The organism is Klenkia terrae, assembly GCF_900491935.1.
Lineage (GTDB): Bacteria > Actinomycetota > Actinomycetes > Mycobacteriales > Geodermatophilaceae > Klenkia > Klenkia terrae.
Genome location: NZ_UEXK01000004.1, coordinates 3,564,613 through 3,587,465, shown reverse-complemented (window position 1 = coordinate 3,587,465; position 22,853 = coordinate 3,564,613). Strand labels below are relative to the sequence as shown.

At 74.0% G+C, this 22,853-nt stretch carries 23 protein-coding genes and 1 pseudogene; 6 read left to right on the top strand and 18 right to left on the bottom strand.

Going from position 1 to position 22,853, the window contains the following annotated elements; genetic code table 11:
* Positions 1–72: 72 nt before the first annotated feature.
* The 10 genes and pseudogenes from LFA75_RS17880 to rpsP form a co-directional block, all read right to left on the bottom strand.
* Positions 73–357: pseudogene (locus tag LFA75_RS17880) on the bottom strand (DUF2469 family protein).
* Between the two features lie 32 nt (positions 358–389).
* Positions 390–1,133 carry a ribonuclease HII gene (locus LFA75_RS17875; RefSeq protein ID WP_225234948.1) on the bottom strand — a complete coding sequence of 248 codons (744 nt, stop codon included), beginning with the start codon at positions 1,131–1,133 and terminating at the stop codon, positions 390–392.
* 136 nt (positions 1,134–1,269) lie between these two features.
* On the bottom strand, positions 1,270–1,998 hold the full coding sequence (locus tag LFA75_RS17870) for a LuxR C-terminal-related transcriptional regulator (RefSeq protein WP_225234947.1): 729 nt from the start codon (positions 1,996–1,998) through the stop codon (positions 1,270–1,272).
* A gap of 137 nt (positions 1,999–2,135) precedes the next feature.
* Positions 2,136–3,041 (bottom strand): signal peptidase I, encoded by a 906-nt coding sequence (gene lepB / locus LFA75_RS17865; protein ID WP_225234946.1) that lies wholly within the window; start codon positions 3,039–3,041, stop codon positions 2,136–2,138.
* Positions 3,042–3,156: 115 nt separating this feature from the next.
* Positions 3,157–3,522, bottom strand: a complete 366-nt coding sequence (rplS, locus tag LFA75_RS17860) for a 50S ribosomal protein L19 (protein ID WP_225234945.1) — start codon at positions 3,520–3,522, stop codon at positions 3,157–3,159.
* Between the two features lie 162 nt (positions 3,523–3,684).
* Positions 3,685–4,179 carry an NUDIX hydrolase gene (locus tag LFA75_RS17855; protein ID WP_225234944.1) on the bottom strand — a complete coding sequence of 165 codons (495 nt, stop codon included), beginning with the start codon at positions 4,177–4,179 and terminating at the stop codon, positions 3,685–3,687.
* On the bottom strand, positions 4,176–4,901 hold the full coding sequence (gene trmD, locus LFA75_RS17850) for a tRNA (guanosine(37)-N1)-methyltransferase TrmD (RefSeq protein ID WP_225234943.1): 726 nt from the start codon (positions 4,899–4,901) through the stop codon (positions 4,176–4,178). The genes LFA75_RS17855 and trmD overlap by 4 nt, the downstream gene beginning before the upstream one ends.
* Positions 4,898–5,392 (bottom strand): ribosome maturation factor RimM, encoded by a 495-nt coding sequence (gene rimM / locus LFA75_RS17845; protein ID WP_225234942.1) that lies wholly within the window; start codon positions 5,390–5,392, stop codon positions 4,898–4,900. The genes trmD and rimM overlap by 4 nt, the downstream gene beginning before the upstream one ends.
* A 41-nt stretch (positions 5,393–5,433) precedes the next feature.
* A complete protein-coding gene (locus tag LFA75_RS17840; RefSeq protein ID WP_225234941.1) occupies positions 5,434–5,670 on the bottom strand; it encodes an RNA-binding protein in 237 nt (78 codons plus the stop codon).
* A gap of 3 nt (positions 5,671–5,673) precedes the next feature.
* The gene (gene rpsP, locus LFA75_RS17835) at positions 5,674–6,147 is read right to left on the bottom strand and encodes a 30S ribosomal protein S16 (RefSeq protein ID WP_225234940.1); all 474 of its coding nucleotides are present in this window, start codon (positions 6,145–6,147) and stop codon (positions 5,674–5,676) included.
* A 410-nt stretch (positions 6,148–6,557) separates the two neighbouring features.
* Between rpsP and LFA75_RS23895 the strand changes: the two genes are divergently transcribed.
* Positions 6,558–6,689, top strand: coding sequence for a VOC family protein (locus tag LFA75_RS23895; RefSeq protein ID WP_263639389.1), 132 nt, complete (start codon positions 6,558–6,560; stop codon positions 6,687–6,689).
* 101 nt (positions 6,690–6,790) lie between these two features.
* Here the strand turns inward: LFA75_RS23895 and LFA75_RS17830 are convergent, their stop codons facing one another.
* Positions 6,791–8,548, bottom strand: a complete 1,758-nt coding sequence (locus tag LFA75_RS17830) for a proline--tRNA ligase (RefSeq protein WP_225234939.1) — start codon at positions 8,546–8,548, stop codon at positions 6,791–6,793.
* Between the two features lie 47 nt (positions 8,549–8,595).
* Between LFA75_RS17830 and LFA75_RS17825 the strand changes: the two genes are divergently transcribed.
* Entirely contained in the window at positions 8,596–9,075 is a 480-nt protein-coding gene (locus LFA75_RS17825; protein WP_225234938.1) for a GNAT family N-acetyltransferase, read from the top strand.
* A 63-nt stretch (positions 9,076–9,138) separates the two neighbouring features.
* Here LFA75_RS17825 and LFA75_RS17820 read toward each other — a convergent pair whose 3' ends face one another.
* Genes LFA75_RS17820 through LFA75_RS17800 form a run of 5 tightly spaced genes read right to left on the bottom strand, consistent with a single transcriptional unit; the run spans position 9,139 to position 15,978 of the window.
* Positions 9,139–10,224: an amidohydrolase family protein gene (locus tag LFA75_RS17820; RefSeq protein ID WP_225234937.1), complete on the bottom strand. Its 1,086-nt coding sequence runs from the start codon at positions 10,222–10,224 to the stop codon at positions 9,139–9,141.
* A 5-nt stretch (positions 10,225–10,229) separates the two neighbouring features.
* Complete coding sequence (gene ffh, locus LFA75_RS17815; protein WP_225234936.1) at positions 10,230–11,747, bottom strand: signal recognition particle protein; 1,518 nt, start codon at positions 11,745–11,747, stop codon at positions 10,230–10,232.
* Positions 11,748–11,796: 49 nt separating this feature from the next.
* Entirely contained in the window at positions 11,797–14,271 is a 2,475-nt protein-coding gene (locus LFA75_RS17810) for a [protein-PII] uridylyltransferase (protein WP_225234935.1), read from the bottom strand.
* A 34-nt stretch (positions 14,272–14,305) separates the two neighbouring features.
* On the bottom strand, positions 14,306–14,644 hold the full coding sequence (locus LFA75_RS17805) for a P-II family nitrogen regulator (RefSeq protein WP_056288122.1): 339 nt from the start codon (positions 14,642–14,644) through the stop codon (positions 14,306–14,308).
* Positions 14,644–15,978 (bottom strand): ammonium transporter, encoded by a 1,335-nt coding sequence (locus LFA75_RS17800; RefSeq protein ID WP_225234934.1) that lies wholly within the window; start codon positions 15,976–15,978, stop codon positions 14,644–14,646. The genes LFA75_RS17805 and LFA75_RS17800 overlap by 1 nt, the downstream gene beginning before the upstream one ends.
* A 259-nt stretch (positions 15,979–16,237) precedes the next feature.
* Here LFA75_RS17800 and nicT point away from each other — a divergent pair, with 259 nt between their 5' ends.
* Positions 16,238–17,350, top strand: a complete 1,113-nt coding sequence (gene nicT / locus LFA75_RS17795; protein ID WP_225234933.1) for a Nickel transporter NicT — start codon at positions 16,238–16,240, stop codon at positions 17,348–17,350.
* On the opposite strand, the gene ftsY is transcribed toward nicT, so the two are convergent.
* Positions 17,347–18,537: a signal recognition particle-docking protein FtsY gene (ftsY, locus tag LFA75_RS17790; RefSeq protein ID WP_225234932.1), complete on the bottom strand. Its 1,191-nt coding sequence runs from the start codon at positions 18,535–18,537 to the stop codon at positions 17,347–17,349. The genes nicT and ftsY overlap by 4 nt on opposite strands.
* Positions 18,538–18,597: 60 nt before the next feature.
* On the opposite strand from ftsY, the gene LFA75_RS17785 reads away from it, so the two are divergent.
* A complete protein-coding gene (locus LFA75_RS17785; protein ID WP_225234931.1) occupies positions 18,598–20,235 on the top strand; it encodes an alkaline phosphatase D family protein in 1,638 nt (545 codons plus the stop codon).
* Positions 20,236–20,253: 18 nt separating this feature from the next.
* Here LFA75_RS17785 and LFA75_RS17780 read toward each other — a convergent pair whose 3' ends face one another.
* Positions 20,254–21,150: an NAD-dependent epimerase/dehydratase family protein gene (locus LFA75_RS17780; RefSeq protein ID WP_225234930.1), complete on the bottom strand. Its 897-nt coding sequence runs from the start codon at positions 21,148–21,150 to the stop codon at positions 20,254–20,256.
* A gap of 49 nt (positions 21,151–21,199) precedes the next feature.
* Between LFA75_RS17780 and LFA75_RS17775 the strand changes: the two genes are divergently transcribed.
* Positions 21,200–21,955, top strand: a complete 756-nt coding sequence (locus tag LFA75_RS17775; RefSeq protein WP_225234929.1) for an endonuclease/exonuclease/phosphatase family protein — start codon at positions 21,200–21,202, stop codon at positions 21,953–21,955.
* 66 nt (positions 21,956–22,021) lie between these two features.
* Positions 22,022–22,840, top strand: coding sequence for an alpha/beta hydrolase (locus LFA75_RS17770; protein WP_225234928.1), 819 nt, complete (start codon positions 22,022–22,024; stop codon positions 22,838–22,840).
* Positions 22,841–22,853: the final 13 nt, after the last annotated feature.

The window sequence follows — 22,853 nt, the reverse complement described above, 5'->3', positions numbered from 1 at the left end:
CGGCGCCGATCTGTGGACGGCGCCCCCGGATGTGGACGACGGCGCGCACGACCGGCGCGGATGTGCTGGGGATCAGGTGATCCGCGGGTTCTCCGGCAGCTCGAGGTCGGGCTTGTCCAGCTCCTCGACGTTGACGTCCTTGAACGTCACGACCCGCACGTTCTTGACGAACCGGGCCGGTCGGTACATGCCCCAGCCCCAGGCGGCGGACAGCTACAGCTCGAAGTAGCCCTCGCCGCCGCCCCCCCGCCCCTGCAGGTCGACCGAGTTGGCCAGGTAGAACCGCCGCTCGGTCTCCACCACGTAGGAGAACTGCCGGACGATGTCCTTGTACTCCCGGTAGAGCTGCAGCTCCATCTCGGTCTCGTACTTCTCGAGGTCCTCGGTGCTCATCGCGAGTTCTCCACGGGCGTCGGGGACTGGTGCACGCGGCCATCATCGTCCATCGGGCCGCGCGCGGTCCCGGGGGCGGTCCGCGCGGCGTGCGCGTCGCGGGCCCGGGCCACGTTGACGAACCGGTGCCGGTGCTCCGGGCAGGGGCCGAACCGGTCCAGCGCGGCGGTGTGCAGGTCGGTGATGTAGCCCTTGTGCACGTCGAACTCGTAGTGCGGGAACCGGCCGTGCAGGTCGACCATCATCGCGTCCCGGGTGACCTTGGCCAGCACGGACGCCGCCGCGACGCAGGCTGCGACCCGGTCGCCCTTCCACACCGCCAGGCCTGGCTGGGCGAGCCCGGGCACCGGGAAGCCGTCGGTGAGCACGTAGTCCGGCGTGACCGCCAGCGTGCCCACCGCGCGGCGCAGGGCCTCGATGTTGGTGACGTGCATGCCGCGCTCGTCGAGCTCGGGGACGTCGACGACGACCACCGACCAGGCCAGGGCGCGGTCGACGACCTCGGCGTAGACGCGTTCGCGGGCGGCGGCGGTGAGCAGCTTGGAGTCGGCCAGGCCGGGCACCCGGCCCCGTCGTCCGGCCGGGAGGATGCACGCCGCGGCCACCAGCGGTCCGGCGCAGGCACCGCGCCCGGCCTCGTCCGCGCCGGCGACGGCGGCGAACCCGCGGCGGCGCAGGGAGCCCTCCATGGACCAGAGGGCGTCGGGCCGGGCGTCGGCACGGCGGGCGGGAGCAGACATCGCCTCCCGACCCTACGACGCCCGGGACGGGTCACGGGCCGGCCCCCGGGCGACGGGGACCGGCCCGGGGGTCGGAGGGTGGGAGTGCGGCCGGGGCGCCGAGGAGGCGGACACCCCGACCGCACGGGTCGGGGGGTCAGACCGCGGCGGCCTCGACGTCGGCGGGGGCCTCGGCGGTGTGGCCGTGCGAGCAGGTGCAGGTGCTGCCGTTGCGGGCCGAGAGCACCAGCGAGACGGCGTGCGCCCGGTCGCGGGCACCCAGCTTGCGCAAGATGGCCTTGACGTGGCTCTTGACGGTGTCCTCGCTGATGAACAGGTTCCGGCCGATGGCGCGGTTGCTCTGGCCCTGGATGAGCTCGTCGAGGACATCGGACTCGCGCCGGGTCAGCGGCACGGAGGGGGTGAGCTCCTTGGCGGCGGGCACCTCGCTGGGCTCCACCCGACGGATCTGGGGGTCGACGACGGTGCGCCCGGCGCGGGCGGCCAGCACGGACCAGCCCAGCAGCGTGGGCGAGGTGTTCATCAGCAGGTAGCCGCGGATGCCGGCGGCCAGGGCCTCGTTCACCACGGCCGGGTCCTCGGAGGTGGCCAGGGCGACGATGGCGACGCGGGGGTAGCGGCGGCGCAGGTCGCGGCAGACGTTCAGGGTGGCGGCGCGGCCGGCACCCAGCTCGACGACGACGGCGTCGGGGCGGGCGGACTCGACCAGGGTGAGCGCGCGGCGGACCTCGCCGGGGACGCCGACGGCCTGCATGCCGGCGGTCTCGTTGATCATGCTGACCAGGCCGCGGCGCAGGACCGGGGCGTCGGCGAGCAGCAGCACGCGGGTGACGCCGCGGGTCGTTCCGGCCGGGGTGCTGGACATTGCGATTTCTCCGTTTCGAGAGCGATAACTGACAATGAGTTCATCGACTCACCCCACGGGGTGCTTGAACACTTTCTGATGATTTTTCTCGAACACCACCAGAAACACGCAATGCCATTCCCGAATGGAGTCGCGGATCAGCCGTACCGGCGACGGCGCCAGGCGGTGACCGGCACGGCACCGGCCAGGCCGAGCAGGACCGGGGCCACGGCCACCACGTCGGCCTGCGGCGCGGCACCCTCGACCTGCTGGGGCTGGATGTCCGGGCTGTCCAGGAAGGTGAACCGGCTGAACGGCCAGACGATGACCGAGGCCTTGCCGATCACGTCGTCCACGGCGATCGTCCCGGAGTACTGGTCGGAGACGTGGGAGCGGGAGTCCGCCGACGCCGACCGGTGGTCGCCCATCACCCAGAGCCGTCCCTCGGGCACGGTGACCGGTCCGAACGGACGGGACTCCGGCGGGGTGTTCTGGTAGATGTACGGCTCGTCCAGCGGCTGGCCGTCGACGGTGATGCGGCCCTGGTCGTCGCAGCACAGCACGGTCTGGCCGCCGGTGGCGATGACCCGCTTGACGTAGTCGTCCTCGCTGGGCGGGGCCACCCCGATCGCCCGGCCCAGGAACAGCGCCGCCGAGGAGAACCAGTTGGTGGGCTCGGCGACCTCGACCTCCGGCGTCCAGGTGTCCGGGCCCTGGAAGACGACGATGTCGCCGGGCTGCGGGTCGGAGAACCAGTAGGGCGGCTTGGTGACCAGCACCCGGTCCCCCGTGCAGCCGGTGCAGCCGTGCAGCGTGGTCTCCATCGACCCCGAGGGGATGAAGAAGGCCTGCACGAGGAAGGTCTTGACCAGCAGGGCCAGCACGAACGCGACGACCAGCAGGATCGGCAGCTCCTTGAGCAGCGACCCCTTCTTCTGCTCCTCGCGGTCGCGGCGGCGGGCGCGGCGGGAGAACCGCCCGACCGGCACCTCGGCGCGGGCACCCTCGGCGCGGTGGCCGGCGCTGTCGTCGTCGGCGGGGCCGCGTGCCCGGTCGGTGCTCATCGCCGGTCAGCGTACGGTCCGCCGCCGACGAGCCCCCCGGGACGCAGGACGGCCCGGCTGCGTGTCGCAGCCGGGCCGTCCTGGGTGGTGCTGGGGTGGTGCGGGTGGCGCAGGGTCAGCGGGCGACGGCCTCGCGGACCTCGCGCTTCTCCTTGATCTTGGCGGCCTTGCCGCGCAGGTCGCGGAGGTAGTACAGCTTGGCCCGGCGGACGTCACCGCGGGTCAGCACCTCGATCTGCTCGACGACCGGGGTGTGCACCGGGAAGGTGCGCTCCACGCCGACGCCGAAGCTGACCTTGCGGACGGTGAAGGTCTCGCGGATCCCGCCGCCCTGGCGACGCAGGATGACGCCCTGGAACACCTGGATGCGCGAGCGGGTGCCCTCGATGACCCGCACGTGCACCTTCACGGTGTCCCCGGGGCGGAAGTCGGGGATGTCGTCGCGCAGCGACTCGGCGTCGAGGGCGTCCAGGGTGTTCATCGCAGCAGTCCTCAGTCCTAGCGGTGTCTGTATCCGGGCTGCCTGCCGGGCGCGCAGCGGCCTCGGCGTCTGATCCGGGGAACCGCGCTCGATGCAGAGCGGCAGCAGCAGCGTCCTATCCTGCCACACCTGCCGGCCCCCGGGTGCCGGGGGCCTGTGATCTCAGCCCTCGACCACCCGCGGCGGGCCGGTCCAGGGCCCGACCACCAGGCCGGGGAGCAGGTCGGCGAGGTCTCCGGGGGCGAACGCCTCCCCCGACGCGGACACCTCGTCCCGGCTCCACCAGCGGTGCGGCTCGTCGGCCAGCACCTCGAGCTCCGTGCGGGCCCCGACCTGCACCACGTGCTCGACGCCGCGCAGGACGAAAAAGGTCTCGCGGCTGTCGATCTCCTCATCGCCGAACCGGCCCAGGTGCCGGCGCAGCCACACCGGGCCCTCCAGGTCCTCGGGCGCGACGACCAGCCCGACCTCCTCGGCCAGCTCCCGGGCGGCGGCCGCCCGCAGCGTCTCGCCGTCCTCGACGCCGCCGCCGGGGGTGTACCAGAACAGGACGTCCCCGGGGACGGCGTCCGGACCGGTCAGCCGGGCCCCCAGCAGCAGCACCCGGCCCTCCGGCGACAGCACCAGCACGCGGGCGGTGGGCCGGACCCAGCTCACGCGTCGGCGTCCAGCGCGGCGCGGTCGGCCGCGGTCAGCTCCACCCCGGCCAGCAGGTCGGGACGGCGGTCGGCGGTGCGCCGGATCGACTCGGCCCGCCGCCAGCGGGCGATGGCCGCGTGGTCGCCGGACAGCAGCACCGGGGGCACTGCGTGCCCCTCCCAGACGGCCGGTCGGGTGTAGGACGGGCCCTCCAGCAGGCCGTCGGCGTGCGAGTCGAACTCCACGGACTCGGCGTTTCCGACCACGCCGGGCAGCAGCCGGGTGACCGCCTCGACCATCACCAGGACGGCGGACTCCCCACCGGCCAGCACGTAGTCACCGATGCTGACCTCGGACACCGGGCCGGCGGCGGCCGCGGCGTCGGCGACCCGCTGGTCGATGCCCTCGTAGCGGCCGCAGGCGAACACCAGGCCGGGCTCGGTGGCCCACTGCGCGGCGACGGCCTGGGTGAACGGCCGGCCCGCAGGGGTGGGCACGACCAGCCGGGTGCCGGGCGGGCGGACCTCGGCCAGCGCGCGGCCCCACGGCTCGGGGCGCATGACCATCCCGGGGCCACCGCCGTAGGGGCTGTCGTCGACGGTGCGGTGCACGTCGTCGGTCCACCGGCGCAGGTCGTGCACGCCGATCTCGACCAGGCCCTTGGCCGCGGCCTTGCCCAGCAGCGCCTGGCCGAGCGGGGCGAGGTACTCCGGGAAGATCGTGAGGACGTCGATCCTCACAGCTCCAGCAGCCCCTCGGGCGGGGTCAGGACCAGGTGGCCGGCGGCCAGGTCGACGGTCGGCACGATCGCGGTCACGAACGGCACCAGCAGGTCGTGGGTGCCGGGGCGGCGGACGACGAGCAGCTCGGCGGCGTCGTGCCGGACCCCGGACACGGTGCCCACCACGGTGCCGTCGACCAGCTGGACGGTGAGCCCGACGAGCTGGTGGTCGTAGAACGAGTCGTCGTCGAGCTCGGGGAGGTCGGCGACCTCGACCACGAGCATCGTGTTGCGGATGGCCTCGGCGGCCTGCCGGTCCTCGACCCCGGCGATCCGCAGCAGGAGCGTGCCCGAGTGCCATTTGACCGACTCGACAGTGAGCGGGCCGCGCTCGGCCGGCTCGGTGGCCAGCACCGCGCCGGCGGTGAAGCGGCGGTCGGGGTCGTCCGTGCGCACCTCGACGGTCACCTCACCACGGACACCGTGGGGCCGGCCGATGCGGCCGACCACCACGGTGTCCGGTGAGCTGTCCTGCGGGTGCGGGGTGGTGCTCAGCGCCCGTCGGTGTCGACGACGTCGACCCGCAGGCCGCGCCCCCCGACACCGGTCATGACCTGGCGCAGCGCCTTGGCGGTGCGCCCGCCGCGGCCGATCACCTTGCCCAGGTCCTCGGGGTGCACCCGGACCTCGAGGGTCTTGCCGCGGCGGCCGTCGATCAGGTCGACGGCGACGTCGTCGGGGTTGTCGACGATGCCCTTGACCAGGTGCTCGAGCGCTTCTTCGAGCACGGGTTACTCGGCGGCCGTCTTGCCGGCGGAGCCGTCGGCAGGGGCGTTCTCGGCCAGCTTGGCCTCGGCCTCGGGGGTGGCGTCGGCCTTGACCGCAGCCTTCTTCTTCGGCGTGGTGGCACCGGCGGCGGGCTCGTCGGCGGCCGCACGGGCGGCCTCCTCGTAGGTGGCCTTCTTGTCCGGCTTGGGCTCGGCGACGCGCATGGGGGCCGGCGCCGGCTCGCCCTTGAACTTCTGCCAGTCACCGGTCACGCGGAAGATCGCGGCCACGGCCTCGGTCGGCTGGGCGCCGACACCGAGCCAGTAGGCCGCGCGCTCGGCGTCGACCTCCATGTAGGAGGGGTCCTCCTTGGGGTGGTACAGACCGATGGTCTCGATCGACCGGCCATCGCGCTTGGTGCGGGCGTCGGCGACGACGATGCGGTAGTACGGCGCGCGCTTCTTGCCGAGACGCATGAGCTTGATCTTGGTGGCCACGGTGTGTGGTGTGCTCCTCGTACGAGATTCGGGGTGCCCACCCCGGCAGACGTGTGGGGTTGCGTCCGGGGGCGGTGCGGCTGGACACGCTCGTCGACGGTGAGAGGGCCGCCGGGTCACGTGTTCGACCGCTCATCATGCCAGACGACAGGAGGACGCCGGATGCTGCTGCACCACCTGGAGCTGTGGGTGCCCGACCTCACGCGCGCCGAGCGCTCGTGGGGGTGGTTGCTGACGGCGCTGGGCGCGCAGCCGTACCAGGCGTGGGACCACGGGCGGTCGTGGCGGGACGGCGACCTGTACGTGGTGCTCGGCCCCGTCCAGAGGCTCGCGGCGAGCTTGCGAGTCGTGAGGGGGACGGGGTCCTTCTGCTGGCGTTCCACGTCGCGGCCGGCCACCTGGACGAGCTGGTGGCCGCGGCGCCGTCCCACGGGTGGCGGTTGTTCTTCGGCGACCGGCACCCGTTCGCCGGCGGCCCGGACCACCGCGCCGCCTACCTGGAGGACGCCGACGGCTTCGAGGTGGAGCTGGTCGCCCGCTGACCGGCGTGGATCAGCTGGGTGCAGCACCGTGCGTCCTGGCTCACCGGCGTCGGTGAGCCAGGACGGACGTGGATCAGCTGAGCTGATCCACGCCGGGGGCGTCAGCCGCGGACGGCGGCCAGGACGGCGGCGGCCGCGCCGTCGACGGGGATCTCCTCGCGCTCGCCGGTGGCCCGGTCGCGCAGCTCCAGGACGCCGTCGACCAGGCCGCGGCCGACGGTGACGATGGTCGGCATCCCGAGCAGCTCGGCGTCCTTGAACTTCACGCCGGGGCTGACCTTGGGCCGGTCGTCGTAGAGCACGGTGAGCCCGGCGGCGACCAGCTCCTGGGACAGCGCGAGGGCAGCCTCGAACACCGCGGCGTCCTTGCCGGTGGCCACGACGTGCACGTCGGCGGGGGCGACCGCGCGCGGCCAGACCAGGCCCAGCTCGTCGTGGGTGGACTCGGCGATCGCGGCCACGGCCCGGGAGACCCCGATGCCGTAGGAGCCCATGGTCACCGTGACCAGCTTGCCGTTCTCGTCGAGCACCTTGAGGTCCAGCGCCTCGGCGTACTTGCGGCCCAGGGCGAACACGTGGCCCATCTCGACCCCGCGGGCGAGCTCCAGGGGGCCCGAGCCGTCGGGGGCGGGGTCGCCGGCGCGCACCTCGGCGGCCTCGATCACGCCGTCCCAGGTGAAGTCCCGGCCGGCGGCGAGGTCGAAGACGTGCTTGCCGGGCTCGTTGGCCCCGGTGATCCAGCGGGTGCCGGGGACCACGCGGGGGTCGACCAGGTAGCGGATGCCCGAGGCCGACTCCTCCCCCAGCACCTGCGGCCCGATGTAGCCCTTGACCAGCGCGGGGTGCGCGGCGAAGTCGGTGAACGGCTCGACCTCGGCCGGGGCCACCTGGGCCTCCAGCCGCTTGGTGTCCACGTCCCGGTCGCCGGGCAGGCCGATGACCAGCGGCTGCGCGGTGCCGTCGGGGTGCCGCAGCTGGACGACGACGTTCTTCAGCGTGTGCGCCGCGGTGTACCCGGCGTCCGGGAAGCGCTCGACGGCGACGGCCACCAGGGTGTCGATGGTCGGGGTGTCGGGGGTGTCCTCGACGTGCGCGGCGGGCAGGCCCTTGAGCGGGATCGACTCGGGGACGACGGTGGTGACCGCCTCCACGTTGGCCGCGTAGCCGCCGGCCGAGCGGACGAAGGTGTCCTCGCCGATGGCCGTCGGGGTCAGGAACTCCTCGGACCGGGAGCCGCCCATGGCCCCCGACGTCGCCGAGACGATGACGTACTCCAGGCCCAGCCGCTCGAAGACCCGGGTGTAGGCCTCGCGGTGGGCGGCGTAGGAGCGCTCGAGCCCGGCGTCGTCGACGTCGAAGCTGTAGCTGTCCTTCATGACGAACTCGCGGGTGCGGAACAGCCCGGCCCGGGGCCGCGCCTCGTCCCGGTACTTGGTCTGGATCTGGTACAGCGAGACCGGCAGGTCCTTGTAGGAGCCGTAGAGGTCCTTCACCAGGAGCGTGAACATCTCCTCGTGGGTGGGGCCGAGCAGGAAGTCGGCGCCCCGGCGGTCCTTGAGCCGGAACACGTTGTCCCCGTACTCGGTCCAGCGGCCGGTGGCCTCGTAGGGCTCGCGGGGCAGCAGGGCCGGGAAGTGCACCTCCTGGGCGCCCATCGCGTCCATCTCCTCGCGGACGATCCGCTCCACGTTGCGCAGCACCCGCCAGCCCAGCGGCAGCCAGGTGAACCCACCGGGGGCCGCCCGGCGGATGTACCCGCCGCGGGCGAGCAGACGGTGGCTGGGGACCTCGGCGTCGGCCGGGTCGTCCCGGAGGGTGCGCACGAACAGGGTGGACATCTTGAGCAGCACGGGCTGCATCCTCCCAGCACCCTCCGGGCCACCCGCGACCGGTTTACGGTGCCGGCGTGGACCTGTCCGTGGCGCTCACCCCCGCGGCGACCCTGCGCCGGGCCCGGGCCGACGACGTCCCCGCCCTGGTCGGGCTGCTCGCCGACGACCCGCTGGGTCGCACGCGGGAGTCACCGACCGACCTGGCCCCGTACCGGCGCGCGTTCGCCGAGGTGGACGCCGACCCGGCGCACCTGCTGGTCGTCGCCGAGGCCGAGCACATGGTGGTGGGGACCCTGCAGCTCAGCGTGCTGACCTCCCTGTCCCGCGGCGGAGCACGGCGCGGGCAGGTCGAGGCGGTCCGGGTGCACCGCGACCACCGCGGCTCCGGGCTGGGGTCCGCGCTGGTGCGCTGGGCGGTCGAGGAGGCAGCGGGACGGGGGTGCGCGCTGATCCAGCTCACCAACGACGCGCAGCGCGCCGACGCCCACCGCTTCTACGAGCGCCTGGGCTTCCGCGCCTCGCACACCGGGTTCAAGCTCGAGCTGCCTCGTTGATCATCGTGAGGTGCAGGTGGGACACGCCGGCGGGCGGCGGGTCCGACCTGCGGATGACGATGATCAACTCCGGGGAGCGCTGACCACCCGGCCGCGGAGGAGGGTCAGCTCGGGGCCGGTCAGGGCGTCCAGGTCCTCCCGCGGGTCGGTGGCGTAGACGACCAGGTCGGCGGGCGCGCCCTCCACCAGGCCGGGCAGGCCCAGCCACTCCCGCGCGGCCCACGAGCCGGCGGCCAGCGCGGCGGCGCGCGGCAGCCCGGCGGCGTGCAGCGCGCGGATCTCGTCGGCGACCACCCCGTGGTCGATCCCGCCGCCGGCGTCGGTGCCGGCGAACACCGGCACCCCGGCCTCGTACGCCGCCCGGACGACGGCCCCCGACGAGGCGTGCAGCCGACGCATCGTCGAGGCGTAGGACGGGAACTTGCGCTCCCCCGCGTCGGCGAAGCCCGGGAAGTGCGCCACGTTCACCAGCGTCGGGACGACGGCCGTGCCGCGCGCGGCCATCTCGCCGATCAGGTCCTCGGTCAGGCCGGTGCCGTGCTCGATGCAGTCGATGCCGGCCCCGACCAGGCCCGGCAGCGCGTCGGTGCCGAAGGTGTGCGCGGTGACCCGAGCGCCCTCGGCGTGCGCGGCCGAGACCGCGGCGGCCAGCACGTCGTCGGGCCACAGCGGACCCAGGTCACCGGCGCTGCGGTCGATCCAGTCGCCGACCAGCTTCACCCAGCCGTCGCCGCGGCGGGCCTGCCGGCGCACCTCCTCGACCAGGTCGGCCGGCTCGACCTCGACGGCCAGCCCGGGGATGTAGCGGCGCTCCCGGGCCACGTGCCGCCCGGCGCGCAGGATCCGCGGCAGGGCGGGGTCGTCGTCCAGCGCCCGGGTGTCGACCGGGGAGCCGCAGTCGCGCAGCAGCAGCACCCCGGCGTCCCGCTCGACCAGCGCCTGCTCCCGGGCGGCGGTGAGGTCGTCGACGGGGCCGCCGCCGCGGGCGATGCCCACGTGGCAGTGCGCGTCGACCAGCCCGGGCAGCACGAAGCCGCCCCGGGAGACCGTCTCGGCGCCGGGCACCCGCTCGAAGGTGATCGCGCCGTCCCGCACCCACAGGTCGCGCTGCTCGCCCTCGGGCAGCAGCACCCCCGACAGGTGCAGCACGGCGGTCAGCGGTCCTTGAACTGGCTGAAGTCCAGCTTGCTCAGGTCCGGCATCGCCTGGCCCGGCGGCAGGCCCGGGATCCCGCCCGGTGGCATGCCGGACCCCGCACCGATCTGCCGGCGGGCCGGAGCCTTCTTGCCCTTCTTGCCCTTGCGGGCGACCGCCTGCTGCTGCCGGCCGCGGGCCTTCTTCGACATCGGGCCCATGCCCGGCATGCCCATGGAGCCGGCCATCTGGCCCATCATCTTCTGGGCCTGCACGAACCGCTCCAGCAGCGAGTTCACCTCGGTGACGGTGACGCCGGAGCCGTTGGCGATGCGCACCTTGCGGGAGGAGTTGATGATCTTGGGGGTGACCCGCTCCCCCGGGGTCATCGACCGGATGATCGCCGCGGTGCGGTCGAGGTCGCGGTCGTCGATGTTCGCCAGCTGCTCCTTCATCTGCCCGGCGCCGGGCAGCATCTTCAGCAGGTTGGCGATCGGGCCCATCTTGCGGATGGCCATCATCTGCTCGAGGAAGTCCTCGAGGGTGAAGCCCTCGCGGCTGGCGAGCTTGCTCGCCATGGCCTCGGCCTGGTCGGCGTCGAAGGCCTGCTCGGCCTGCTCGATCAGGGTGAGGACGTCGCCCATCCCGAGGATGCGCGAGGCCATCCGCTCGGGGTGGAAGACGTCGAAGTCGGCGAGCTTCTCACCGGTCGACGCGAACATGATCGGCTGCCCGGTCACCCCGCGCACCGACAGCGCGGCACCACCGCGGGCGTCGCCGTCGAGCTTGGTGAGCACGACGCCGGAGAACCCGACGCCCTCCTGGAAGGCGATCGCGGTGGTGACGGCGTCCTGGCCGATCATCGCGTCGACGACGAAGAGCGTCTCGTCGGGCTGGACGGCGTCGCGGATGCCGGCGGCCTGGGCCATCAGCTCGGCGTCGATGCCCAGCCGGCCGGCGGTGTCGACGACGACGACGTCGTGCATGGTGCGCCGCGCGTGCTCGATCGACTCACGGGCCACCGCGACCGGGTCGCCCACCCCGTTGCCCGGCTGCGGGGCGTAGACGTCCACGCCGGCCTGGCCGGCGACGATGGACAGCTGGTTGACCGCGTTGGGGCGCTGCAGGTCGCAGGCCACCAGCAGCGGGGTGTGCCCCTGCGCCTTGAGCCAGCGGCCGAGCTTGCCGGCCAGCGTGGTCTTGCCGGCGCCCTGCAGGCCGGCCAGCATGATCACCGTCGGGGAGTTCTTGGCGTAGCGGATCCGCCGGGTCTCCCCGCCGAGGACGCCGATCAGCTCCTCGTTGACGATCTTGATGATCTGCTGCGCCGGGTTCAGCGCCTGGCTGACCTCGGCGCCGCGGGCCCGCTCCTTGATCGCGGTGATGAACTCGCGCACCACTGGCAGCGCGACGTCGGCCTCGAGCAGCGCGATGCGGATCTCGCGGGCCGTGGCGTCGATGTCGGCCTCGGACAGGCGGCCCTTGCCGCGCAGCCCGGTGAAGACCTTGTCGAGCCGGTCGGAGAGGGTCTCGAACACAACACGTCCTCAGCAGCGGTGGAACCAACGGGCCCCAGGGTATCCAGGCTCAGCGCGGGGCCGGGTCCGGTGCCGTGCCCGACGCCGCGGCGAGCAGCGAGCGCGCCGCCCGCTCCCGCTGGCCCTCGTCGACCGGGGTGCCCGAGGGGTCGGCCAGGTAGAAGGCGTCGACGGCGTCGGCCCCGAGGGTTTCCACCGTCGCGCCCCGGACGTCCAGGCCCTCGGCGGCCAGCGCCGCGGTGAGCCGGTAGAGCAGGCCGGTCCGGTCGGCGGCCCGCACCTCCACCAGCGTGTTCGCCGCGCCGGTCGCCTCGGCGTCGAACCAGGCGACCCGGGGCGGGGCGCCGCGGGAGCCGTCCTGGCTGTAGTCCCGCTCGCGCTGGGCCAGCCGCTCCCCCAGCGGGAGGGTGCCCTCCATCGCCGCCCGGACGGCGTCGGCGAGGATGCCCGGCACCGGCGGGCGGCCGAACCGCGGCCGGACGGCGAAGACCGACGTCGCGTACCCGGCGTCCACGGTCACCCGGGCGGCGCGGACGTCGAGCTGGTTGAGCGCCAGCACCCCGGCGCAGACGCTGAACAGACCGGGCCGGTCGGGGGCGCCGATGGTGACCTGCTGGCCGTCCACCACGTCCTCCACGCCGACGGTCACCGGCCGGGTCGGGCCCGGGATCTCCGGCGCCGGCGCCTCGACCTGCGGGTCGCTGGGCTCCAGCACCGGCTCGGGCACCGCGGTCGAGCCCAGCCGGGCGGCCACCCGGCCGACGAGGGCGGCCACCAGGTGCGCCTTCCACGGCGACCAGGCCGAGCTGGAGGTGGCCGCGCCGTCGGCCTGGGCCAGGGCGTGCAGCAGCTGCAGCAGCGCGCCGTCCCCGCCGATGGTCTCCACCACCCGGTCGATGGTCGCCGGGTCGTCGAGGTCGCGGTGGGTGGCCACGTCGGGCAGCACGAGGTGGAACCGGACCATGGCGACGAGCACGTCGACGTCGGCCGGCGGGAAGCCCATCCGGGCGGCGATGCCGCGGACCAGCACGCCGCCCACCTCGGAGTGGTCCCCGGGCCGGCCCTTGCCGATGTCGTGCAGCAGCGCGCCGACCAGCAGCAGGTCGGGGCGGTCGACGTCCCGGGTCAGCTCGGCCCCGGCCGCGGCGGCCTCCACCAGGTGGCGGTCGACGGTGAACCGGTGCCAGGGGTGGCGCTGGGGCAGGGACCGGACGTGGTCCCACTCCGGCAGCATCCGGACCAGCAGGCCCTCCTGGTCCAGCTGCTCCAGCACCGGGACGGCGCTGCGCCCGCTGGCCAGCAGCCGCAGGAACGACCAGCGCACCTCCGCCGTCCACGGCTCGGGCAGCGGCGGGGCGTGCACCGCGAGCACCTTGAGCGTGTACGGCGACAGCCGGAGGTCGGCGTGCGCGGCCGCGGCGGCGGCGCGCAGCACCAGGCCGGGGTCGGCGGCCGGGCGGGCCTCGCGGGCCAGCACCACCTCGTCGCCCTGGCGCACGACGCCCTCGGCCAGCGGCTCGCGCTGCACCCGCCGATAGCGGGCGCGCGGGCGGCGCACCAGGGCGGCGTCCACCCGGCGCCAGGCCTCGTCGGCGACGAATGCCAGCCGTCGGCCGGCCAGGCTCACCCGGCGCAGCAGGACGTCGTCGTCGGCCAGCGCCAGGGCGTCGGCGACACCGGCCTGCTCCTGCCGGACCAGCACGTCGGTGGCCCGGCGGGTGCGCCGGCGCAGCTCGTCGCGGACGTCGACCAGGAACGCGTAGGCCTCCTCGGCGTCGGCCGGGGGCTGGTCGACCAGCTGGGCGAGGGACAGCGCGCGCAGGACCTGGCCCTCGCGCAGCCCGCCGTAGGCCTCCTTGAGGTCGGGCTCGAGCAGGAAGCCCAGCTCGCCGACGGTGCGGATCCGGCCGCGGCGGAGGTCACGCAGCTCGGGCAGCAGCCGGCTGGCCGACTGCCGCCAGCCGGCGAGGGTGGCGGTGCGCAGCCCCGCGGCCAGCTCGGCGTCCCCGGCGACCAGCCGGGCGTCGAGCAGGCCCAGGCCCGCCTTCACGTCGGTGCCGGCCACCTGCACCGCCTCGGCCACGGTGCGCACCGAGTGGTCGAGCTGGTGCCCGGCGTCCCAGATCGGGTACCAGAGGGCGTCGGCCACCGCGGCGATCGCGGGCCGGCCGTCGTGCACCAGCACCAGGTCCAGGTCGCCGTAGGGCGCGGGCTCGCGCCGGCCCAGGCTGCCGACCGCGACCAGCGCGATCCCGGTGCCCGGCTCGGGCGCGGACTGACCCCGGCGGACCTTCTGCGCGGGGGCGGCGGCCACGGCGCCGGCGAGCAGACCGGCCAGCCAGCCGTCCAGGGCCGCCACCCGGCCGGCCCGGTCCAGGGCGCCCAGGTCGTGCGGCCGGGGTGCGTCGTCCTGCGGGTCCTGCGGTGCGGGTGCGGGGTCGACCACGGGCTCCTCTTCCGGGTGGGCGGCGGCGGTGCCGCGCAGCGGGGGCGCAACGCCGTCGGCCGGGGCGGTGGGACGCATCCCTCCACCCCGGCCGACGGGTCGTGCGGTGGAGCTACAGGGCGTCGGCCCCGCGCTCACCGGTGCGGACCCGGACGATCTCGTCGATCGTGGTCACCCACACCTTGCCGTCGCCGATCTGGCCGGTGGAGGCGGACTCCACGACGGCGTCGACCACGCGGGCGGCGTCGGTCTCGCTGACGACGACCTCGATGCGCACCTTGGGGACGAAGTCCACCTGGTACTCCGCACCGCGGTAGACCTCGGTGTGGCCGCGCTGGCGGCCGAAGCCCTGGACCTCGCTGACCGTGAGGCCTGCGATGCCGATGAGCTCGAGGGCGTTCTTGACGTCGTCCAGCTTGAACGGCTTGACGATCGCGGTGACCAGCTTCATCAGTGGGAACCCTCCACGGTCTTGGCCGTCGTGGCCTGGTGCAGCGCGGAGCCGCTCCCGCCGCTCAGGCTGGTGAAGTCGTAGCCGGACTCGGCGTGCACGACGTTGTCGATCCCGGCCACCTCGTCCTCCTCGGTGATGCGGAAGCCCATCGTCTTCTCGATGGCCAGGCCGATCAGGTAGGTGAGGACGAAGGAGACCACGAGGACGGCGAGGGCGCCGACGACCTGGCGCCACAGCTGGTCCACGCTACCGCCGAAGAAGAGGCTCTCCACGCCGGCGGGGGCGTCGGGGTCGGCCAGGAAGCCGATGGCGATGGTGCCCCAGAGGCCACCGACCAGGTGGACGCCGACGACGTCGAGGGAGTCGTCGTAGCCGAAGCGGTACTTCAGGCCGACGGCCAGGGCGCAGAGCACACCGGCGATCGCGCCCAGGATGATCGCGCCGACCGGGGAGACCGCGGAGCAGGCCGGGGTGATGGCGACCAGGCCGGCGACGACGCCGGAGGCACCACCCAGGGAGGTGGAGTGGCCGTCGCGGATCTTCTCCGTCAGCAGCCAGCCCAGCGCGGCGGCACCGGTGGCGACCAGGGTGTTGACCCAGACCACCGCGGCGGTGTTGTTGGCGGCCAGGGCGGAGCCTGCGTTGAAGCCGAACCAGCCGAACCAGAGCAGCCCGGCGCCGATCATGACCAGCGGCAGGTTGTGGGGGCGCATCGCCTCGCGGCCGAAGCCGCGGCGCTTGCCCAGCACCAGGGCCAGGGCGAGGCCCGCGGCACCGGCGTTGATGTGGACGGCGGTACCGCCGGCGAAGTCGATCGCCGCCAGGTTGTTGGCGATCCAGCCACCGACGTGGGTGACCGTGCCGTCGTCGGCGGTGAGGGTGAAGTCGAAGACCCAGTGCGCGATCGGGAAGTAGACGATCGTGGCCCAGACGCCGGCGAACACCATCCAGGCGCCGAACTTGGCGCGGTCGGCGATGGCACCGGAGATCAGCGCGACGGTGATGATCGCGAAGACGGCCTGGAAGCCGACGAACGCCATGACCGGCAGCCCGCCCTCGGCCGTGAGGTCCTCCATCAGGCCCTTGAGCCCGAAGAACTCGGTGGGGTCACCGAGCAGCCCGGCACCGACGTCGTTGCCGAAGGCGAACGAGTAGCCGTAGAGCACCCAGAGCACGCTGATCAGCGCAGCCGCTCCGAAGCTCATCATCATCATGTTGAGGACGCTCTTCGCGCGGACCATGCCGCCGTAGAAGAGCGCGAGACCTGGCGTCATCAGCAGCACGAGAGCCGCGCTGGTGAGGATCCAGGCGGTGTCGCCGGTGTTGACCACGGCAACCTCCTGATCAGGGGTCGTCGGCCATCGGCCGCATCGGGAGCCCGGGAGGGCGGGGTGATGTGGTGAGACAGTGCCGATCCCGTGTTTCCGGGGGCTGCGCGCGCGTGTTTCCGCACCGTGAACTCCGCTGCGCGTGTCGCGGGCCCGTGTTGCGGTGCTGTTGCCGACCCCGCAGACGTGTCCGCGGCCACCCTCGTTCGCGCCTTGTTGCAACCCTTGTGCAGATGCGGGGAAGTCGCACTAGAGTCCCGCCGTGACCACGGCAGCGACGACGTCGCCCACCAGCCCCGCGACGGGCGCACGGTTCAGCGCGCAGGACAAGCGCAGCATCACCGTGATGACCCTGGTCGTCGTGGCGCTGCACGTCGTCGGCTGGGGGGTGCTCGTCCTCGGCGTAGCACCGCAGCGGCTGGAGCTGGGCAGCGCCGGCGTCCTCGGGGTCGGGGTCGGGCTGACCGCCTACCTGCTCGGCGTCCGGCACGCCTTCGACGCCGACCACATCGCCACGATCGACAACACCACCCGCAAGCTGGTCGGCGACGGCCGGTCCGCCGTCGGGACCGGGTTCTGGTTCTCCCTGGGTCACTCGTCGGTGGTGCTGGTGGCCAGCGTGCTGCTCGCGGTGGGCGTCGAGTCGGTGGCCGGTGTCATGCAGGACGGCGACTCCTCCAGCGCGCAGACCCTGGGGCTGATCGGCACCCTGGTGGCCGGCGGGTTCCTGCTGCTGATCGGGCTGATGAACCTGGTGTCGGTGGTCGGCATCGCCAAGGTGTTCCGCGGCATGCGGTCCGGCGAGCTGGACGAGGCCCAGCTCGAGCACCACCTGCACAACCGCGGGTTCATGGCGCGGATCCTGGGCCGGGTGACCCGGCGGGTGTCCGAGCCCTGGCACCTGTACCCGGTCGGCCTGCTCATGGGCCTGGGCTTCGACACCGCCACCCAGGTCGGCCTGCTGGTGCTCATCGCCGGCTCCGCGGCCTTCGTGCTGCCCTGGTACGCCATCGTCGTGCTGCCGGTGCTCTTCATGGCCGGCATGAGCCTGTTCGACACCGCCGACGGCATCCTGATGACCCGGGCCTACGGCTGGGCGATGGTCAAGCCGGTCCGCAAGGTCTTCTACAACCTGACCATCACGGTGCTGTCGGTCCTGGTGGCCCTGGTCGTCGGCACGATGGTGCTCATCGGGCTGCTGGTGGAGCGGCTGGGCATCGACGGCGGCCCGCTGGCCTGGATCGCCTCGCTGGACCTGGACTACGTCGGCTTCGCGATCGTCGGCCTGTTCGTGGTCACCTGGGCGGTGGCCCTGGCCGTCTGGCGCTACGGCCGGATCGAGGACCGCTGGCAGCAGGACCCGGTCGCGGGTTAACCGACCAGGGCCTCGGCGAAGGCGCGGGGCTCGAACGGGGCCAGGTCGTCGGCCCCCTCCCCCAGCCCGACCAGCTTCACCGGGATCCCCAGCTCGCGCTGCACCGAGACCACGATGCCGCCCTTGGCGGTGCCGTCGAGCTTGGTGAGCACGATCCCGGTGACGGTGACCGCCTCGGTGAACACCCGGGCCTGCACCACGCCGTTCTGGCCGGTGGTGGCGTCCAGCACCAGCAGCACCTCGTCGACCGGGCTCTGCTTCTCCACGACCCGCTTGACCTTGCCCAGCTCGTCCATCAGGCCGCTCTTGGTGTGCAGCCGGCCGGCGGTGTCGATCAGGACGGCGTCGACGTCGGCGGCCTTGCCCACCTTGACCGCCTCGAAGGCGACCGAGGCCGGGTCGCCGCCCTCGGCCCCGCGCACGGTGGGGACGCCGACCCGCTCGCCCCAGGTCTCCAGCTGGTCGGCGGCCGCGGCGCGGAAGGTGTCGGCGGCACCGAGCAGCACGCTGCGCCCGTCGCCGACCAGCACCCGGGCGATCTTGCCGCAGGTGGTGGTCTTGCCGGCCCCGTTGACCCCGACCACCAGCACCACCGCGGGGCGGTCGAGCTCGCGGTCGGTGGCCAGGGTGCGGTCCATGTCCGGCCCGAGGACGGCGGCCAGCTCGGTGACCAGCAGCTCCCGCAGCGCCCCGGCGTCCCCGGTGGCCAGCACCAGGGACTGGGTGCGCAGCCGCTGCACGATCTGGGTGGTGGCGGCCACGCCGACGTCGGCGGCCAGGAGGGTCTCCTCGACCTCCTCCCAGTCGTCCTCGGTCAGCTTCTCCCGGGCCAGCACCGTCAGCAGGCCGCGGCCCAGCGAGGACTGCGAGCGGGCCAGCCGGCTGCGCAGCCGGACCAGCCGACCGGCCGAGGGCGGCGGGACGTCGAAGACCAGCCCGGGCTCGGGCTCGGCCGGCGGCAGGTCGACCGGGACGACGTCCTCGTCGGTCGGGGTGCCGGTCGGCGGCGCGGTGGCCGGTGGCGCCGCCGGGGGGACGACGTCGGTGGGGCGCGGCCGGGTGAGCGTCGTGCCGGCGGCCGCGTCGTCGTCCAGGCGGGTGGTGCGGCGGCCGCGGCCGACCAGCAGCCCCGCCCCGACGAGCAGGGCGAGGACGACGATCGCCACGGCGATGATCACGAACTCCATGGACAGCAGTCTCCCAGCCCGCGCTGCGCGCCACCGGGTGCGGTGCGGGAAGCTGGTCGCGTGCCCGACAACCCGCGGCTGGTCCTCGGCCCCCTGCTCCGCCACGTGGACCCGGTGTCCGCCACCGTCTGGGTCGAGACCGACCGCGCGTGCACCGTCCGGGTCCTCGACGCCACCGCGCGCACGTTCTGCGTGGGCGGCCACCACTTCGCGCTGCTCGTGGTCGAGGGCCTGGCCCCCGGCAGCACGACCCCCTACGAGGTGCACCTCGACGACGTCCCGGCGTGGCCGTCGCGGCACTCGGCCTTCCCGCCCAGCCGGATCCGCACGCCCGGCGGCCCCGGGCCCTTCCGGATCGCCTTCGGGTCCTGCCGGTACGCCACCCCCGCGTCGGTCGACGTCCGCGACGGCATCCCGCCCGACGCGCTGGACTGCTACGCGACCCGGCTGGCCGGCCAGGACGAGGCGGAGTGGCCCGACGCCCTGGTGCTGCTGGGCGACCAGGTCTACGCCGACGAGACGACCCCGCCCACCCAGGCGTGGCTGGCCGGGCGCCGGGACGTGTCGGTGGCGCCGGGCACCCAGGTCGCCGACTTCGATGAGTACACCCGGCTGTACCGGGAGTCCTGGGGCGACCCCGAGGTGCGCTGGCTGCTGTCCACCATCCCGTCGGCCATGATCTTCGACGACCACGAGATGATCGACGACTGGAACACCTCGGCGGCCTGGCGGGACTCCGTGGTCGACGAGCCCTGGTGGCGCGCCCGGATCACCGGCGGCCTGACCAGCTACTTCGTCTACCAGCACCTGGGCAACCTGTCGCCGGCCGAGCTGGCCGCCAACGACACCTGGCAGCAGATGCAGGGCCACGACGACGCCGAGCCCATGCTCACCGCGATGGCCGAGCGCGCCGACGGCGACCCGACCGCGTTCCGCTGGAGCTACGTGCGGCACTGGGACCACGTGCGGCTGGTCATGGTGGACAGCCGGGCGGGCCGGGTGCTGGCCGAGCGCGACCGGCAGATCCTGGACGACGCCGAGTTCACCTGGGTGGAGGAGGCGGTGCGGGAGGCGGTGTCCGACGGCGTCGAGCACGTGCTGGTCGGCACGTCGCTGCCGTGGCTGCTGCCGCACGCGATCCACGACATCGAGCGGTGGGACGAGACGCTCGCCGTCCGGCACCACGGCCGCCTGCTGGGCCGGCTGGCCGAGAAGCTGCGCCAGGCCGCGGACCTGGAGCACTGGGCGGCGTTCGGGCAGTCCTTCGAGCGGCTGGGCCGCCTGCTGGTCTCGGTCGCCCGCGGCGAGGCGGGGCCGGCCCCGGCGACCACCCTGGTGCTGTCCGGTGACGTGCACCACGCCTACGCCGCCGAGCTGGTCGCCCCCGGCGGGCTGACCGGGCGGGTGCACCAGCTGACGGTGTCGCCCCTGCACAACCAGGCACCGCACGCCATCGAGATCGGCTTCCGGATCGGCTGGAGCCGCTGGGCCCGGGCGCTCACCGGCTCGATCACCAAGGCCGCCCGGGTGCCCCGCACCGGCCTGGAGTGGCGCAAGCAGGCCGGGCCGTTCTTCGGCAACGAGCTGGGCGAGCTGGTGTTCCAGGGCCGGGACGCCCGGTTCCGGCTGTGGGCCACCAGCCGGGACGACGACGGGGCGCCGGTGTTCACCCGGGTGCTGGACACCGAGCTCGCCTGAGCCGCTGCCGGCCCGGGCTCAGGCCCGCGGGTCGGCCAGCACGTCGCGCCAGGAGTGCTGCGGCTGGAAGCCGAGCAGCCGGCGGGCCTTCTCGATCGAGTAGAAGGTCTCGTGCGGGCCCATCTCCCGGCGCAGCTCGACGCCGTCGTAGAACCGCTCCCGGACCTCCTCGGTCGTCGCGGCCACGGAGGTGTCGGCGTTGGCCACGTTGAACACCTCGTAGCCCAGCCCGTCGGTGGTGAGGCAGCGCTGGACGAACTGGCCCAGGTCGCGGGTGTCGATGTAGGAGAAGACGTTGCGCCGGCGCAGCGCAGGGTCGGCGAGGAAGGCCGGGAACAGCTGCTCGTACTCGTGCGGCTCGATCACGTTGTTGACCCGCAGCCCGTACACGTCGGCCCCGGTGCGGGCCTGGAACGACCGCGCGGTGACCTCGCCGGCCACCTTGCTCATCGCGTAGGAGTCCTCGGGCACCGTGGGGTGCTCCTCGTCGACGGGCAGGTACTGCGGACGGCGCTCGCCCTGGGCGAAGCAGATGCCGTAGGTGGTCTCCGAGGAGGCGAACACCACCTTGCCGATGCCCAGCCGGGTGGCCGCCTCCAGCACGTTGTAGGTGCTCAGCACGTTGGTCGCGTAGGTCGTCGCGTCGGCGGACAGCAGGATCGCCGGGACGGCGGCGAAGTGGACGACGGCGTCGTAGGCCGGCACCGCGGGCAGGTCGAGTTCCGCCGGGCGCGCGGCCCCAGCCAGCGCGGAGTACGTCTGACCCAGGTCGGTCAGGTCGACCCGCAGGTCGGCGATGCCCTCGTGCCGCAGCGGGGTCAGGTCGGCGTTGGTGACCTGGTGGCCCTGGTCGGCCAGGTAGGGGGCCACGTGGTGCCCGGCCTTGCCGGAGCCGCCGGTGAAGAAGATGCGCATGCCCCCATGCAACATCGCCCCGGCCGGGCGCGCCTGGGAAGGTGGGGCCATGGCGGCGCTCCGGCTGGTCACGTTCAACATCCGACACGGCGTCGGCGACGACGGCCGCCACGACCTGGTGCGGGTCGCCGAGCTGCTGCAGCGCACCGACGCCGACGTCGTCTGCCTGCAGGAGGTGGACCGGAACTTCGGGCCGCGCAGCGAGGACGTCGACCAGGCCGAGGTGCTGTCCCGGGCGCTGGACCGCGAGCTGGTCTGGGCCTCGGCGATCGAGAAGGGCGTCGCCGGCGCCCCCGCGCGGCGGTACGGCAACGCGCTGCTGTCCCGGCTGCCGGTCCTCGACGAGCAGGTGCTGGCGCTGCCGGGCGAGGGCGAGCCGCGCAGCGCCGTCCGGGCGCTGCTGGGGCTGGGCAGCAGCGCGCTGACCGTGGTGACCACGCACCTGTCCAGCCAGTCCGCCCGGGCGCGGGCGGCGCAGGCCGAGGCCCTGGTGGGGCTGCTCCCGGCCGAGGGACCCGCGGTCGTCGTCGGTGACCTGAACTGCGGGCCGACGGCGCCCGAGCTGGCCCCGCTGCGGCAGCGGCTGCGCGACGGCTGGCAGGCCGCCGGCTCCCGCGCCGACCAGGCCAGCGGCTGGCAGCTGTGGAAGCGCGAGCAGGGCCTGACCCACCCGGCCCGCAGTCCCCGCGTCCGGATCGACCAGGTCTGGGTCTCCCCCGGCGTGGGCGTCCGCGGCGCCGAGGTGCTGGACGGCTCGACCTGCTCGGACCACCACCCCCTCCAGCTCGACCTCGAGATCGGTTGACNTATCTAGTAGCAAGGGTGGGGCAGGCACGGTGGTCTACACACAGCATATCAGCGGGAGCTTCGGGTGTTTGAAGGCGGCAGGTCCCGCCCGCTGGGCCGGCTGGCCCGCCCCGACGGCCGGGTGCCCGTCGTCCCGGTGTCGCCCGACGTCGCGGTCCGGCTGTTCCGGCCCGCCGGCCCGGGTCCGTTCCCGGCCCTGCTGTGGGTGCACGGCGGCGGCCTGGTGCTGGGCACCGCCGCGACCGACGACGTGTTCTGCCGCCGGGTGAGCGAGGAGCTGGGCGCGGTGGTCGCGTCGGTGGAGTACCGGCTGGCGCCGGAGCACCCGTACCCGGTGCCGCTGGAGGACTGCTGGACCGCGCTCACCTGGCTCGTCGGCCGGGCCGACGTCGACGCCGGCCGGGTGGCCGTCGGGGGTGCCAGCGCGGGCGGCAACCTGGCCGCCGGGGCCGCCCTGCTGGCCCGGGAGCGGGGCGTCGAGCTGGCGTTCCAGCTGCTGGTCTACCCGATGCTCGACGACCGGACGACCACCCGGACCGACCTGGACACCAGCGCGGTGCGGATCTGGACCCCGGGGTCCAACCGCTTCGGCTGGTCGGCCTACCTGGGCGGCCGCACCGAGGTGCCGGCCACCGCTGCGCCCGCGCGGGCGCAGGACCTGGCCGGGCTGCCGCCGACGTGGATCGGCGTCGGCACCGACGACCTCTTCCACGACGAGGACGTCACCCACGCCCGCCGGCTGCGGGAGGCCGGCGTCGACGTCGAGCTGGTCGAGGTGCCCGGCGCATACCACGGCTTCGACGCCGTGCAGCGGTCCGCGCCGGTCTCCCGCGACTTCACCACCGCACAGGTGCAGGCGCTGCGCCGGGCGCTGCTGGGCTGAGCCCGCGGGCTGA

What these genes read in the sequence shown, in the direction of transcription:
- LFA75_RS17810 (WP_225234935.1), bottom strand. Translation starts at nt 14,271, where the DNA reads ATGCGTCCCACCGCCCCGGCCGACGGCGTTGCGCCCCCGCTGCGCGGC.
- LFA75_RS17830 (WP_225234939.1), bottom strand. Translation starts at nt 8,548, where the DNA reads ATGCAGCCCGTGCTGCTCAAGATGTCCACCCTGTTCGTGCGCACCCTC.
- LFA75_RS17775 (WP_225234929.1), top strand. Translation starts at nt 21,200, where the DNA reads ATGGCGGCGCTCCGGCTGGTCACGTTCAACATCCGACACGGCGTCGGC.
- lepB (WP_225234946.1), bottom strand. Translation starts at nt 3,041, where the DNA reads ATGAGCACCGACCGGGCACGCGGCCCCGCCGACGACGACAGCGCCGGC.
- LFA75_RS17805 (WP_056288122.1), bottom strand. Translation starts at nt 14,644, where the DNA reads ATGAAGCTGGTCACCGCGATCGTCAAGCCGTTCAAGCTGGACGACGTC.
- LFA75_RS17780 (WP_225234930.1), bottom strand. Translation starts at nt 21,150, where the DNA reads ATGCGCATCTTCTTCACCGGCGGCTCCGGCAAGGCCGGGCACCACGTG.
- ftsY (WP_225234932.1), bottom strand. Translation starts at nt 18,537, where the DNA reads ATGGAGTTCGTGATCATCGCCGTGGCGATCGTCGTCCTCGCCCTGCTC.
- rplS (WP_225234945.1), bottom strand. Translation starts at nt 3,522, where the DNA reads ATGAACACCCTGGACGCCCTCGACGCCGAGTCGCTGCGCGACGACATC.
- LFA75_RS17870 (WP_225234947.1), bottom strand. Translation starts at nt 1,998, where the DNA reads ATGTCCAGCACCCCGGCCGGAACGACCCGCGGCGTCACCCGCGTGCTG.
- LFA75_RS17875 (WP_225234948.1), bottom strand. Translation starts at nt 1,133, where the DNA reads ATGTCTGCTCCCGCCCGCCGTGCCGACGCCCGGCCCGACGCCCTCTGG.